General features: G+C 52.1%; 13 protein-coding genes and 2 pseudogenes. 7 read left to right on the top strand and 8 right to left on the bottom strand.

Going from position 1 to position 13,434, the window contains the following annotated elements; translation table 11 throughout:
• The 3 genes and pseudogenes from BFF42_RS01560 to BFF42_RS28080 form a co-directional block, all read left to right on the top strand.
• Window positions 1-339 (top strand): annotated as a pseudogene (locus BFF42_RS01560) (IS1-like element IS1B family transposase); the annotation flags it as partial.
• A gap of 194 nt (window positions 340-533) precedes the next feature.
• On the top strand, window positions 534-779 hold the full coding sequence (locus BFF42_RS01550; protein ID WP_000627421.1) for a hypothetical protein: 246 nt from the start codon (window positions 534-536) through the stop codon (window positions 777-779).
• A gap of 40 nt (window positions 780-819) precedes the next feature.
• Window positions 820-942, top strand: a complete 123-nt coding sequence (locus tag BFF42_RS28080) for a hypothetical protein (RefSeq protein WP_001230617.1) — start codon at window positions 820-822, stop codon at window positions 940-942.
• Window positions 943-1,063: 121 nt separating this feature from the next.
• Here BFF42_RS28080 and metE read toward each other — a convergent pair whose 3' ends face one another.
• On the bottom strand, window positions 1,064-3,325 hold the full coding sequence (gene metE / locus BFF42_RS01545) for a 5-methyltetrahydropteroyltriglutamate--homocysteine S-methyltransferase (protein WP_000153926.1): 2,262 nt from the start codon (window positions 3,323-3,325) through the stop codon (window positions 1,064-1,066).
• Window positions 3,326-3,560: 235 nt separating this feature from the next.
• Here metE and metR point away from each other — a divergent pair, with 235 nt between their 5' ends.
• Window positions 3,561-4,514, top strand: coding sequence for an HTH-type transcriptional regulator MetR (gene metR, locus BFF42_RS01540; RefSeq protein WP_000573621.1), 954 nt, complete (start codon window positions 3,561-3,563; stop codon window positions 4,512-4,514).
• Here metR and bioP read toward each other — a convergent pair.
• From bioP to pldB, 3 genes are all read right to left on the bottom strand, one after another.
• On the bottom strand, window positions 4,402-5,301 hold the full coding sequence (gene bioP, locus BFF42_RS01535; RefSeq protein WP_001196225.1) for a biotin transporter: 900 nt from the start codon (window positions 5,299-5,301) through the stop codon (window positions 4,402-4,404). The two genes, metR and bioP, sit on opposite strands and share 113 nt — an antisense overlap.
• Window positions 5,302-5,376: 75 nt before the next feature.
• Entirely contained in the window at window positions 5,377-6,177 is an 801-nt protein-coding gene (gene yigL, locus BFF42_RS01530; protein WP_000285352.1) for a sugar/pyridoxal phosphate phosphatase YigL, read from the bottom strand.
• 7 nt (window positions 6,178-6,184) lie between these two features.
• Window positions 6,185-7,207, bottom strand: a complete 1,023-nt coding sequence (gene pldB, locus BFF42_RS01525; RefSeq protein WP_000487654.1) for a lysophospholipase L2 — start codon at window positions 7,205-7,207, stop codon at window positions 6,185-6,187.
• Window positions 7,208-7,319: 112 nt separating this feature from the next.
• Between pldB and rhtB the strand changes: the two genes are divergently transcribed.
• A complete protein-coding gene (rhtB, locus tag BFF42_RS01520; protein WP_000171710.1) occupies window positions 7,320-7,940 on the top strand; it encodes a homoserine/homoserine lactone efflux protein in 621 nt (206 codons plus the stop codon).
• Window positions 7,941-8,001: 61 nt separating this feature from the next.
• Here the strand turns inward: rhtB and rhtC are convergent, their stop codons facing one another.
• From rhtC to pldA, 3 genes are all read right to left on the bottom strand, one after another.
• Window positions 8,002-8,622 carry a threonine export protein RhtC gene (gene rhtC / locus BFF42_RS01515; protein ID WP_000928821.1) on the bottom strand — a complete coding sequence of 207 codons (621 nt, stop codon included), beginning with the start codon at window positions 8,620-8,622 and terminating at the stop codon, window positions 8,002-8,004.
• A gap of 63 nt (window positions 8,623-8,685) precedes the next feature.
• On the bottom strand, window positions 8,686-10,515 hold the full coding sequence (gene recQ / locus BFF42_RS01510) for an ATP-dependent DNA helicase RecQ (RefSeq protein WP_000035581.1): 1,830 nt from the start codon (window positions 10,513-10,515) through the stop codon (window positions 8,686-8,688).
• A gap of 132 nt (window positions 10,516-10,647) precedes the next feature.
• Window positions 10,648-11,517, bottom strand: coding sequence for a phospholipase A (gene pldA / locus BFF42_RS01505; protein WP_001259706.1), 870 nt, complete (start codon window positions 11,515-11,517; stop codon window positions 10,648-10,650).
• Between the two features lie 164 nt (window positions 11,518-11,681).
• Between pldA and yigI the strand changes: the two genes are divergently transcribed.
• Together yigI and rarD are read left to right on the top strand one after the other, a co-directional pair.
• Window positions 11,682-12,149, top strand: a complete 468-nt coding sequence (gene yigI / locus BFF42_RS01500) for an acyl-CoA thioesterase YigI (RefSeq protein ID WP_001277142.1) — start codon at window positions 11,682-11,684, stop codon at window positions 12,147-12,149.
• 51 nt (window positions 12,150-12,200) lie between these two features.
• Window positions 12,201-13,106 (top strand): EamA family transporter RarD, encoded by a 906-nt coding sequence (gene rarD / locus BFF42_RS01495; RefSeq protein WP_039060447.1) that lies wholly within the window; start codon window positions 12,201-12,203, stop codon window positions 13,104-13,106.
• Here rarD and BFF42_RS01490 read toward each other — a convergent pair.
• Window positions 13,100-13,434, bottom strand: a pseudogene (locus tag BFF42_RS01490) (IS1-like element IS1X2 family transposase); the annotation flags it as partial. The gene rarD and the pseudogene BFF42_RS01490 sit on opposite strands and share 7 nt — an antisense overlap.

Below are 13,434 nucleotides of genomic sequence, written 5' to 3'. Positions count from 1 at the left end.
CAGCGCTGGCTGTTTTACGCGTATGACAGGCTCCGGAAGACGGTTGTTGCGCACGTATTCGGTGAACGCACTATGGCGACGCTGGGGCGTCTTATGAGCTTGCTGTCACCCTTTGACGTGGTGATATGGATGACGGATGGCTGGCCACTGTATGAATCCCGCCTGAAGGGAAAGCTGCACGTAATCAGCAAGCGATATACGCAGCGAATTGAGCGGCATAACCTGAATCTGAGGCAGCACCTGGCACGGCTGGGACGGAAGTCGCTGTCGTTCTCAAAATCGGTGGAGCTGCATGACAAAGTCATCGGGCATTATCTGAACATAAAACACTATCAATAAGTTGGAGTCATTACCTAACTTCTATACTCATGAGTGTCGGGAATATCAGCGTTACTGTAATCTTGGTTGGGAAACAGGACAACCTGATGGTGACGCAGGCTATGCACTCTGGAATCATACGCATACTGCTACTCTAGAAGATTATAAACTTAAGGGAGAACTTAATGACTTATACCACCAGGATGCACTTGACTATGATAACTGAAACTGAAATTAACGTACTGAAAGTTATGGCTGAGAAAGATATAAACTGGAACTGGATGAATCTCGATCGCACACTATCCATAAGGCAAATTCCAGGATTCGGTAATGTTGTTAACATTGTTAACAAATTAGCTAACGAGGGTTTGGTTATTATTGAGGATAGCGGACATAAGTCTATGCCTCACTACCACGTTACTGAAAAGGGATACAATTTCGTGAAAAGTGAGAATAAATAACGTAGCGTTGATTACTGAACAAATCGCTCAGGATTATATTTTGCGTAAAAATGATTCGGTTATTTCTGTATCTGAACGGGCGCAGATAGCAAAATGGCTTCCGGTGATGGAAGCCATCAGATTATTGGCAAAGTGCGCGTTGTTCATGCCGGATGCGGCGTGAACGCCTTGTCCGGCCAACAAAACTCAAAAATTCAATAAATTGCATAAATTATGTAGGCCTGGTATCAGGCAGTTTTGCCTCTTTCATCGTACTGCAATTTACAGTGACTCGTTAATATTCATCATCCCCGACGCAAATTCTGCGCCGCCTGCACCATGTTCGCCAGTGCCGCGCGGGTTTCTGGCCAGCCGCGCGTTTTCAGGCCACAGTCCGGGTTGACCCACAGGCGCTCTGCCGGAATGCGTTTTGCCGCTTTCTTCAGCAAGGCTTCAATCCATTCTACGCTCGGTACGTTTGGCGAGTGAATGTCATAGACGCCTGGACCGATTTCATTCGGATAATCAAACTCTTCAAACGACTCCAGCAACTCCATGTCGGAACGCGAGGTTTCGATGGTGATGACGTCTGCATCCAGTGCCGCAATGGAATCCATGATGTCGTTGAACTCGCAATAACACATGTGAGTGTGGATTTGTGTGTCATCTTTCGCCACGGCGGCGTTGATACGGAAGGCCTCCACGCCCCACTGGAGATATGCATCCCAGTCGCTACGACGCAGCGGTAAACCTTCGCGCAGCGCCGGTTCATCAATCTGGATGATGCCAATTCCTGCGGCTTCCAGGTCCGCCACTTCATCACGCAGCGCCAGCGCAATTTGTTTGGCGATGGTTTCACGGCTGACATCTTCACGCGGGAACGACCAGCAGAGAATGGTCACCGGGCCAGTCAGCATCCCTTTCACCGGTTTATCAGTCAGAGATTGCGCATACTTCGCCCACTCCACGGTAATCGGTGCCGGGCGACTAACGTCACCAATAACAATCGGTGGCTTCACGCAGCGGGAACCGTAGCTCTGTACCCAACCGTTTTGCGTAAAGACAAATCCGTCGAGGTGCTCGCCAAAGTATTCCACCATGTCATTACGCTCGGCCTCGCCATGTACCAGCACATCCAGTCCCAAACGTTCCTGCTCAACAATGGCCTGCTTGATATGTTCCGCAATGCCCGTGCGGTAGTTGTTGGCGTCGAGATTGCCCTTTTTGAAATCCAGACGCAGGGTACGAATTTCCGTGGTTTGCGGGAAGGAACCAATCGTGGTGGTCGGCCACGCTGGCAGTTTAAAACGCGCACGCTGGGCTTCAGCACGCACTTCATAGACATTCGCACGCTGGCTGTCCTGGGCGGTGATCGCCGCCAGACGCTTTTCTACCGCCGGATTATGTACACGAGTAGAGTGACGACGCGCCTGAATTGGGGCGCTCCACTCTGCCAGAGCTGCCGTGTCACCACTTTTCAGCGCATCGCGCAGCAGTGCCAGTTCATGGCATTTTTGTAAGGCGAAGGCAAACCAGCTTTTCACTTCTGCATCAAGACGCGTTTCCACGCTCAGGTCGATGGGGCTGTGCAGCAACGAGCAGGAAGATGCCACCCACAAATCACGTTTGCCGACAATGTCCTTAATTTGCGCATATTTCTCAGTAAGATCGGCGCGCCAGACGTTACGACCATTGATCAGTCCCGCAGACAGCAGCCAGTCAGAAGGCAGGCGCTTGTGCAGTTCAGCAACGCCATCTTTACCATGTACAAGGTCCACATGCAGTCCCTGAACAGGCAGCGCAGTAATCGTGTCGAGATTTGGCGTAACGCCTTCAAAATAGGTAGTCAGCAGCAGTTTCACCTGTCCCTGGAGCGCGTCGTAAGCGGGTTTGTATGCGTCCAGCCACGCCTGTGGTAGTTCCAGTACCAGCGCGGGTTCATCAATCTGTACCCACTCGATGCCGCGTTTCTCCAGTTCTGCCAGCACTTGCTGATAAACCGGCAGAATGTCGTTCAGCAGGCTCAGGCGGTCAAACTGTTCACCTTTCACTTTCCCCAGCCACAGCCAGGTAACCGGCCCCAGCAGCACAGGCTTAACGTTGTGGCCCAGCGCCAGCGCCTCGTCCACTTCCTCCAGCAGCTGCGTCCAGGTCAGTTTGAACTGTTGGCCTTTAACGAATTCCGGCACCATGTAGTGATAGTTGGTGTTAAACCATTTGGTCATTTCCGCTGCCGCCGCAGGTTCGCCAGTCGGCGCACGTCCACGACCAATACGGAACAGGGTGTCAATATCTACCGAACCATCTTTGTTCTGATGACGCGCCGGAACGTTACCCAGCAGCAGACTGGTGGTCAGTACATGATCGTACCAGGCAAAATCGCCCACCGGCAGCAGGTCGATACCCGCTTGCTTTTGTTGATCCCAGTGACGAGCACGCAATTCACGCCCTACCGCCAGCAGTTCTTCACGCGTGGAGTTCCCTGCCCAATAACTCTCTTGCGCTTTTTTCAGCTCGCGACGCAGGCCAACGCGAGGGAAACCGAGGGTGTGATTCAATATTGTCATTTTTCTTCCTCTAATTATATGTAAATCCTATGGATTTTGAATTTAGGGAAGGCGGCAAGTTTATTCATCCCCGGGAGCTTACTGAAGTAAGTGACCGGGGTGGAGAAACGCAGCCAACGCACCATAAATTTAAAAGACGAAGGATTTTAGCCGTCCAGATGTTTACACATCCATAATTGGCGGTTACTGTATATTCCTCAAGCGCAAATTATTCATGCCGAAGTGAAGGACTTTCATGATCGAAGTAAAACATCTGAAAACGCTACAAGCGTTGCGGAACTGCGGCTCACTCGCAGCCGCTGCGGCGACGTTGCATCAGACGCAATCCGCCCTGTCTCACCAGTTTAGCGATCTGGAACAACGCCTTGGCTTCCGGCTATTTGTGCGTAAAAGCCAGCCGCTTCGCTTTACACCGCAGGGAGAAATCCTGTTGCAACTGGCAAACCAGGTGCTGCCACAAATTAGCCAGGCACTGCAAGCCTGCAATGAACCGCAGCAGACGCGTCTGCGCATTGCCATTGAGTGCCATAGCTGTATACAGTGGCTGACGCCCGCGTTAGAAAATTTCCATAAGAACTGGCCGCAGGTCGAGATGGACTTTAAATCGGGCGTGACATTTGACCCGCAGCCCGCCTTGCAACAGGGAGAGCTGGATCTGGTAATGACGTCCGATATTCTGCCGCGCAGTGGTCTGCATTATTCGCCGATGTTCGACTATGAAGTGCGTCTGGTGTTAGCACCTGACCATCCACTGGCGGCAAAAACGCGTATTACACCGGAAGATCTCGCCAGCGAGACGCTATTAATTTATCCGGTGCAGCGTAGTCGACTGGATGTCTGGCGGCATTTTCTTCAGCCGGCAGGCGTCAGTCCGTCACTGAAAAGCGTCGATAACACCTTATTGTTGATTCAGATGGTTGCCGCGCGGATGGGTATTGCCGCGCTACCGCATTGGGTAGTAGAGAGTTTTGAGCGCCAGGGTCTGGTGGTGACCAAAACCCTGGGCGAAGGCTTGTGGAGCCGACTGTACGCCGCCGTGCGCGATGGCGAGCAGCGTCAGCCAGTTACGGAAGCGTTTATTCGCTCAGCGCGCAATCACGCCTGCGATCATCTGCCGTTTGTGAAGAGCGCGGAGCGACCCACTTACGATGCACCCACAGTGAGGCCAGGATCACCAGCGCGCCTGTAATAAACGTTGGCCAGTGCGGCTGTTGGTGCCAGATAGCCAGGTTTACCAGCAGCCCTGCCGGAACGTGCATATTATTCATAATTCCCAGCGTTCCGGCGTCCACCTGCGTCGCGCCGTAGTTCCACATAAAGTAGCCAATCCCGGAAGCCACCACGCCAAGAAACACCAGAATGCCCCATTGCAACGTGGTTTGCGGCATTTTCTGCGCATTTCCCAGCAAGAACCATGCAATTACCGCCACCAGGAACGCGCCAAGATAGAACCACGCAAAGGCGTTATGCTGCGGCATCGGGCGAGTTTCCATCAGGCGTTTGTAACCCACCATGCCGATGGCAAAAGTGATATTGGAGAGTTGCACCAGCAACAAGCCAGTCCAGAAATGGTCGGTGACCTGATCATAGCGAATAATCCCGGCACCAATCACCGCCAACAAGGCACTAAAAGCATATCCCCAGCGCAAACGGCGCTTATTCATGATGTCATAAATCAGCGTGATGTAGAGCGGCGTCAGTACGGTGAACAGCAGCAGTTCGGAAACCGTCAGATAGAGATAAGCGCGGAAACTCAGCATATACATCACGCCGAGCTGCATCGCGCCCACCAGCATATACAGGCCGACTGTTTTCAGGCTATTGCCACGGGTACGCAGAAACGGCAGAAAAACGAGTGCCGCCAGGCCAACGCGCACCAGCACCGCAAAATAGCTATCGACGTGCCCCGCAAGGTACTCGCCATAAAAGCTAAAGGAGAAGGCCCACAGAATCGTGGTGATGATAAGTAGCGCCACAATGGAAAACTCTTTGATTAACGAGTATCCATTGTAGCGAAGTATCAGGTTGACAACTGACCAAATAAAGAACGATTACGATAAATAGAGTTTACGCAGATAATGCGGCACCGCGTCGTCGGCATTAGTACCAATCACTTCCAGCTCGGGATGAAGGTCTTTCAGACGCTGGTGCGCACTGCCCATAATGCAGCCTTTCCCCGCCATCGACAGCATTTCGGCGTCGTTCATCCCGTCACCAAACGCAATACAATCCTTCAGGCTGTAGCCCAGTTTCTTCGCCACCGCTTCCAGCGCATGGCCTTTTGAAACGCCGCCCGCCATCACTTCCAGACAGGTTAAGGTAGAGAAACTGACGTTGACGCGATCGCCCCAACGAGCGTTAATCGCCTGCTCCAGCGGCAGCAGTTGTTCATGGGAATCGCAGGTGAAGAACACTTTGCTGACGCCTTCCGGCTCCAGTAATCCAGGCTCATACAGCGCATATTTGAACACCGCTTCTTTAAAAAAGCGCATCTCTTCCGGGCGATGGCGATTCATAAACCATTCGTCGTCGCGATAAACGTTAGTAATGATGTCCGGATTGTCGTTGACTACGCCAAACAGATCGCTGGCAATGTCGCGATCCAGGTTATGAGCAAAAATCAGATTACCATCCAGATCGTGAACGCGCGCACCATTGGAGGTAATCATGTAAGACTTAATCTCCAGATTATCGCGAATTTGCCCCACATCAACGTGGTGACGACCGGTCGCAAACACAAAGTTGATGCCGCGCGCGGTGAGCAGCTTCAGAGTTTCTTTGGCGTAAGGGGATAACGTATGGTCGGGAGAAAGTAACGTGCCATCTAAATCAGACGCAACAACCTGGTACATAAGAAATTTAAACCTCTGTAGAGCGGTTTCCGCTGGGTGAGTTATGCCTGTTGAAAAAATCAACGATGGCGTGGAGCGCGACTGAGCGCATTGCGTCCTTTTCAAAAAGGATCTCATGGTAAGCACCTTTAATTACCAACGGCCGTCCTCCTTCGACAGGATGGCCCGCGGCGGTGCGGAGTTCACAAAAACGGTCATGCATGCGGTTATCCACCACGCGTTCCTCTTCAGCCTGCAAGAGAAGCGTTGGCGTGGCGTCATCACCCGCACCGGCTAACACCTGTTCGCCAGCCAGAATACTTTCGCGTACCCAATGGTAGGTCGGCCCACCGACGCGAATCGTTGGGTCATCAGCATAGAAGCGTAAGTTACGTCGATATCGCTGTCTGCTGTGGGTCAGTACGTTGATAGCAAACGGCAACGCGCGCCAGCGCCCGGTGCCTATTGCATAGCCATCACGGAAACGTGGATGCGCTTCGGCCCAGTTGAGGATCTGCCGTGCCATAAATGACGGCATACGAATCACGATCCCAAACATTGGCGCAGTTAGCGCAATGGCGTCACATACACCTGGATGGCGTTGCAGAAATAATGTGGAGATCGCACCGCCCATCGAATGTGCCAGTATATAGCGTTTACGCCACGGACCGGGCTGGACCTCCTGCTGCCAGAATGCCGCCAGATCATCAACATAATCATTAAAGCGATTAACATGCCCGAGATGCGGATCGGCTAACAGGCGACCGGAACGTCCCTGCCCGCGATGGTCGATGATTAAGACATCAAACCCCAAATGGAACAGGTCATAGGCCAGTTCCGCATATTTTACGTAGCTCTCAATACGCCCCGGGCAGATGACTACCACCCGGTCATGGTGCTGTGCGCGAAAACGGACAAAGCGCACCGGAATGTCATCCACACCAGTAAACTCTGCTTCATCACGCTGACGCCAGAAATCAGTCAGCGGTCCCATGGTAAAAGCAGCAAACGCGTTTTCTCTTGTTTCCCAGTCTTTTTGCTGCTGAAACATCGGGTAATCTGCCTCTTAAACCACGTAAAATCGTTTTTTTTTTAGCGTGCCTGACACAACGCTGCGACAGTAGCGTATTGTGGCACAAAAATAGACACACCGGGAGTTCATCATGACCTTAGAATGGTGGTTTGCCTACCTGCTGACATCGATCATTTTAAGCCTGTCGCCAGGCTCTGGTGCAATCAACACTATGACCACCTCGCTCAACCACGGTTATCGCGGCGCGGTGGCGTCTATTGCTGGGCTTCAGACCGGACTGGCGATTCATATTGTGCTGGTTGGCGTGGGGTTGGGGACGCTATTTTCCCGCTCAGTGATTGCGTTTGAAGTGTTGAAGTGGGCAGGCGCGGCTTACTTGATTTGGCTGGGAATCCAGCAGTGGCGCGCCGCTGGTGCAATTGACCTTAAATCGCTGGCCTCTACTCAATCGCGTCGACATTTGTTCCAGCGCGCAGTTTTTGTGAATCTCACCAATCCCAAAAGTATTGTGTTTCTGGCGGCGCTATTTCCGCAATTCATCATGCCACAGCAGCCGCAACTGATGCAGTATATCGTGCTCGGCGTCACCACTATTGTAGTCGATATTATTGTGATGATCGGTTACGCCACCCTTGCTCAACGGATTGCTCTATGGATTAAAGGACCAAAGCAGATGAAGGCGCTGAATAAGATTTTCGGCTCGTTGTTTATGCTGGTGGGAGCGCTGTTAGCATCGGCGAGGCATGCGTGAAAAATAATGTCGGATGCGGCGTAAACGCCTTATCCGACTTACTCTGAAGACGCGTCTGGCATCACCGCGAAATAATCAAATGAATGCCAAATCCGGCAAATAACGCCCCGGCAAAACCATCAATCCACTTCGCCAGACGTTGATAACCACGGCGCATTTGCGGCAGGGCAAACAGGCTGGCAACGACGGTAAACCACGCCAGTGTTTCGACAATGATCAGCGCAAAAATGCCCCAGCGCGCGGTAGTGCCAACGTTATCTCCGACAAACAATGAGAACACCGAGCCAAAGTAGATAATCGCTTTCGGATTAGCGAGATTGGTCAGTAAACCTTTCAGGAAACTGCGCCCGCTTTTCGCCAGCTCAATCTGTGGTGCAGGCGCAGATACAGCCTCTTTTTTCAGTGCACCGCGTAGCATCTGGTAACCCATCCAGCAGAGATACAGGCCACCGCCAACCATAATCAGCGTATGCAGCCAGGCCATTTTTTCGATAATCAAATGCAGGCCAAGCAACGCAATCCCTGCCCAAACCATAACGCCGCAGGTAATACCCAGCACGCCCATCATCGCTTCTTTACGGGAACGACTGACAGCGGTCTGAGAGACAAAAAAGAAATCGGGACCGGGGCTCATAAGCGCCACAATGTGCACCATGGCGACGGTGAGAAATAACATCAACATACATTTGACTCGCGGGGGAAACGTTTACGGAGTCTTCATCCTGGCACTTTTTTATGCTGCTGACTACTCTTCGTCGTCGCCATCGACATGCGCACGAATCAGCGCCATAAACGGTTTACCAAAGCGTTCCAGCTTGCGCATCCCAACGCCGTTAACGCTGAGCATTTCGCTGGCGGTGATCGGCATCTGTTCAGCCATCTCAATCAAGGTTGCGTCGTTAAACACCACGTACGGCGGGACATTACTTTCATCGGCAATCGATTTACGCAGTTTGCGTAATTTGGCGAACAGTTTGCGATCATAGTTGCCGCCGAACGATTTCTGCATCGCTTTCGGTTTGAGCGCCACGATACGCGGCACGGCAAGTTGCAAAGAGGATTCGCCGCGCAGCACCGGGCGCGCGGCCTCTGTCAGTTGTAGGGCAGAATGCTGGGCAATATTTTGCGTCACCAGGCCGAGGTGAATCAGCTGGCGGATCACGCTCACCCAATGTTCATGGCTTTTATCACGGCCCATGCCATAGACTTTCAGTTTGTCATGACCATAGTCGCGGATACGCTGGTTATTAGCACCACGAATCACTTCCACCACATAACCCATCCCAAACCGCTGATTCACACGACCAATGGTGGAAAGGGCAATCTGAGCATCGGTTGAACCGTCGTACTGTTTCGGCGGATCGAGGCAGATATCGCAGTTCCCGCACGGCTCTTGCCGCCCTTCGCCAAAATAGTTCAGCAATACCAGACGACGGCAAGTTTGCGCTTCGGCAAAAGCGCCCATCGCATTGAGTTTATGACGTTCGATATCCTGTAACTGCCCCTGCGGCTTCTCTTCCAGGCAACGGCGCAGCCACGCCATATCGGCCGGATCGTAAAACAGCATCGCTTCCGCGGGCAGGCCATCACGCCCGGCGCGACCGGTTTCCTGATAATAGGATTCGATATTGCGCGGAATATCAAAGTGGACCACGAAGCGAACGTTTGGTTTATTGATGCCCATGCCGAACGCCACCGTCGCCACCACAATTTGCAGGTCATCGCGCTGAAATTTTTCCTGCACGTCGGCGCGAACATTATTTTCCAGCCCAGCATGATAGGCCGCCGCGCTAATTCCCTTGCTTTGCAGGCGCGCAGCGGTGTCTTCTACTTTCGCGCGGCTGTTGCAGTAGATAATGCCTGACTTACCGCGCTGTTCCTGCACGTAGCGCATCAACTGATCGAGCGGTTTGAACTTCTCCATCAGCATGTAGCGAATATTCGGACGGTCAAAACTGCTGATTTGAATCAGCGGATCGTTCAGCCCCAGCAAGCGCACGATATCCTGGCGCGTGGTGTCGTCGGCTGTGGCAGTCAGCGCCATAAACGGCAGGGTCGGGAAACGCTGGCGTAACTGACCAAGCGCGGCATATTCCGGGCGGAAATCGTGGCCCCATTGGGAGATACAGTGCGCTTCATCAACGGCTAATAACACCGGATTCCAGTGCGCCAGATGCTCAAGAAAGTTATCCAGCATCAGGCGTTCCGGGGCGATATAAAGCAGACGAATTTGCCCGGTGCGGCAGCCTGTCATCACTTCAAGTTGCTGCTCGCGGGTTTGCGTCGAGTTAAGGCACGCCGCCGCCACGCCGTTGGCTTGCAGTTGATCCACCTGATCTTTCATCAACGAAATCAGCGGTGAAACAACCACGGTAAGGCCGTTTAGCAATAAGGCAGGAATTTGATAGCAAAGGGATTTTCCGCCACCGGTGGGCATGACGACCAGGCAATCGCGACCGGAAAGCACAGTGTCGATAATTTCTTCCTGGCCGGGGCGAAACTGTTGGTAGCCAAAGGTTTCTTGTAAAACCTGTTTAGCTCCGGACTCCAGATTCAACACTTCCGCCTGCGCCACATTCACCCCGATTGCCTGAAATAAAAACAGGCGCTATTTTCAGCGCCTGCGCGAGAAACTGCAATGCTTTTAGTCTCTGAGAGGGTAATCCTGGATGCTGGGTTCCAGATTTGCCAACCACTCAACCGTTCATCAAAACAAGTCGTTTAGCATAACTCCTACACCGACACGGGTCTGGTTGAAGTTATAGTCGATGAGCGATTCGCCATAGCCGCTGTAAACCTGAGTATAAAGGCGCACATGTTTGGTGATCGGGTAACTTAAGCCTAACTCCGCGCCGCCGTAACCGGTATTCCAGTTGTACTGTCCTTTCGCACTCAACACCGCATCACCGAGGTGATAGCCGATTTTAAGCTGGTAGTAACCCATATATTTGGTGATATCCGGGTTATCGTCAGTATTACCCACCACATACCACGGCTTCACTTCTACCAGCCAGTTACCGTTTTCTGCCATCAGGCGAGTATAAAGGCGGTTCCAGCTGCGGGAGGTCGGGTCGGAACGCCCGTTAGAGTCGTGGTTATACCCCATCTCCACATCGCGCAGCGTCCAACCTGCAAAACGGTAATCGGTGGCAAAACCGAGGAACAATTGCGGTTCGTAGTTGGTTTCACGAAACGGTGAAGACTCTTCGCTATTGGACAGTTGCCACCAGGATTTTTGCGTATAAGACGCACCCAACACCGAGTTCGGGCCTAAAATCCCACGCCACAGTGGAAATGCCAGGCTCAACTGAAACTTTACTTCATCCTTACGCGCATTTTCCGCCCAGTCGTAACTGGCAATCGCTTCTTTGTTCAGATCGCTGGTTTGGGTGTAGATGAGGTAGTTAGTGTCATAAGGATAGAGCGTGAACGGATTGCCATGCTCCTGCAGCATATTGGCGATAATACTGCCACGCACCGCTGGCGCGTCATGCACCTCTTTCACCGTTGCCTCTTGTGCATATACTGCCATAGGCAACATAAACACCGGCAACAACCAGCCCTGCAGAGTCCGCATCGGTCGTGTTCTCCGTAACGAATTATTGATAAGGTGAATGTTTTTCTGCGGGCTATTTTACATACTTAACTCCATTGCCGTTAGTTATCCCTTCCTAAAGTAGAAACTAACAACAAAGAAGCATAAAATCAACATTTCATTAACCAATGAAGTGTAAGGATGATATGTCTGCCGTACTGACCGCTGAACAAGCCCTGAAATTAGTGGGTGAGATGTTTGTTTATCACATGCCATTTAACCGCGCGTTAGGGATGGAGCTGGAGCGTTACGAAAAAGAGTTCGCACAGCTGGCCTTTAAAAATCAGCCGATGATGGTGGGTAACTGGGCGCAAAGCATTTTGCACGGCGGAGTCATTGCGTCGGCGCTGGATGTCGCCGCCGGTCTGGTGTGCGTGGGAAGTACCTTAACCCGCCACGAAACCATCAGTGAAGATGAACTACGCCAGCGGCTATCGCGGATGGGGACCATTGATCTTCGCGTTGATTATCTGCGCCCAGGCAGGGGCGAGCGTTTTACTGCTACCAGTAGCCTGTTGCGTGCAGGCAATAAAGTCGCCGTCGCCCGCGTTGAATTACACAATGAAGAACAGCTTTATATTGCCAGTGCCACCGCCACCTATATGGTAGGTTGAAGACATAAAAGCAGGTAAACTGCTGTTACCAATTAAAAATGAGTATTCCCGATGGATGCAAAACAAACGCGGCAGGGCGTATTACTCGCTCTTGCCGCTTATTTTATTTGGGGTATTGCGCCAGCATACTTCAAGCTGATTTACTACGTGCCCGCCGATGAGATCCTGACGCATCGCGTGATCTGGTCGTTTTTCTTTATGGTGGTGCTGATGAGCATTTGCCGCCAGTGGTCCTATTTAAAAACGCTGATTCAGACGCCACAGAAAATTTTTATGCTGGCAGTCTCTGCCGTGCTGATTGGTGGCAACTGGCTACTGTTTATCTGGGCGGTGAACAATCACCATATGCTGGAAGCGAGCCTTGGTTACTTTATTAACCCGCTGGTGAACATTGTGCTGGGGATGATTTTCCTCGGCGAGCGATTCCGCCGGATGCAATGGCTGGCGGTGATTCTGGCGATATGTGGCGTGTTGGTTCAGTTGTGGACTTTTGGTTCGCTGCCAATCATCGCGCTGGGGCTGGCGTTTAGTTTTGCCTTCTACGGACTGGTACGCAAGAAAATTGCCGTTGAAGCGCAAACCGGCATGTTAATCGAAACCATGTGGCTGCTGCCCGTGGCGGCGATTTATCTGTTTGCTATTGCCGACAGCTCAACCAGCCATATGGGGCAAAACCCGATGTTGCTGAATTTGCTGCTGATCGCCGCCGGTATTGTCACCACCGTACCGCTGTTGTGTTTTACCGCAGTTGCTACACGCCTGCGTCTCTCCACGTTAGGCTTCTTCCAGTATATTGGCCCGACGCTGATGTTCCTGTTGGCAGTGACGTTTTATGGTGAAAAACCGGGTGCCGATAAGATGGTGACCTTCGCCTTTATTTGGGTGGCGCTGGCAATTTTTGTGATGGATGCGATTTATACGCAGCGTAGAAAAAGGGTAATGACTCCAACTTACTGATAGTGTTTTATGTTCAGATAATGCCCGATGACCTTGTCATGCAGCTCCACCGATTTTGAGAACGACAGTGACTTCCGTCCCAGCCTTGCCAGATGTTGTCTCAGATTCAGATTATGTCGCTCAATGCGCTGAGTGTAACGCTTGCTGATAACGTGCAGCTTTCCCTTCAGGCGTGATTCATACAGCGGCCAGCCATCCGTCATCCATACCACGACCTCAAAGGCCGACAGCAGGCTCAGAAGACGCTCCAGTGTGGCCAGAGTGCGTTCACCGAAGACGTGCGCCACAACCGTCCTCCGTATCCTGTCATACGCGTAAAACAGCCAGC

Source organism: Shigella sp. FC1661, assembly GCF_001712525.1.
In the GTDB taxonomy this organism is placed as follows: domain Bacteria; phylum Pseudomonadota; class Gammaproteobacteria; order Enterobacterales; family Enterobacteriaceae; genus Escherichia; species Escherichia coli.
The sequence above is the reverse complement of the archived record's forward strand: the minus strand, read 5'-3'. Positions and strand labels throughout refer to the sequence as shown.

Excerpts from the sequence above, each read along its gene's own strand:
- BFF42_RS01550 (WP_000627421.1), top strand. The coding sequence starts at position 534 with ATGATAACTGAAACTGAAATTAACGTACTGAAAGTTATGGCTGAGAAA.
- metE (WP_000153926.1), bottom strand. The coding sequence starts at position 3,325 with ATGACAATATTGAATCACACCCTCGGTTTCCCTCGCGTTGGCCTGCGT.
- metR (WP_000573621.1), top strand. The coding sequence starts at position 3,561 with ATGATCGAAGTAAAACATCTGAAAACGCTACAAGCGTTGCGGAACTGC.
- yigL (WP_000285352.1), bottom strand. The coding sequence starts at position 6,177 with ATGTACCAGGTTGTTGCGTCTGATTTAGATGGCACGTTACTTTCTCCC.
- pldB (WP_000487654.1), bottom strand. The coding sequence starts at position 7,207 with ATGTTTCAGCAGCAAAAAGACTGGGAAACAAGAGAAAACGCGTTTGCT.
- rhtB (WP_000171710.1), top strand. The coding sequence starts at position 7,320 with ATGACCTTAGAATGGTGGTTTGCCTACCTGCTGACATCGATCATTTTA.
- rhtC (WP_000928821.1), bottom strand. The coding sequence starts at position 8,622 with ATGTTGATGTTATTTCTCACCGTCGCCATGGTGCACATTGTGGCGCTT.
- pldA (WP_001259706.1), bottom strand. The coding sequence starts at position 11,517 with ATGCGGACTCTGCAGGGCTGGTTGTTGCCGGTGTTTATGTTGCCTATG.
- yigI (WP_001277142.1), top strand. The coding sequence starts at position 11,682 with ATGTCTGCCGTACTGACCGCTGAACAAGCCCTGAAATTAGTGGGTGAG.
- rarD (WP_039060447.1), top strand. The coding sequence starts at position 12,201 with ATGGATGCAAAACAAACGCGGCAGGGCGTATTACTCGCTCTTGCCGCT.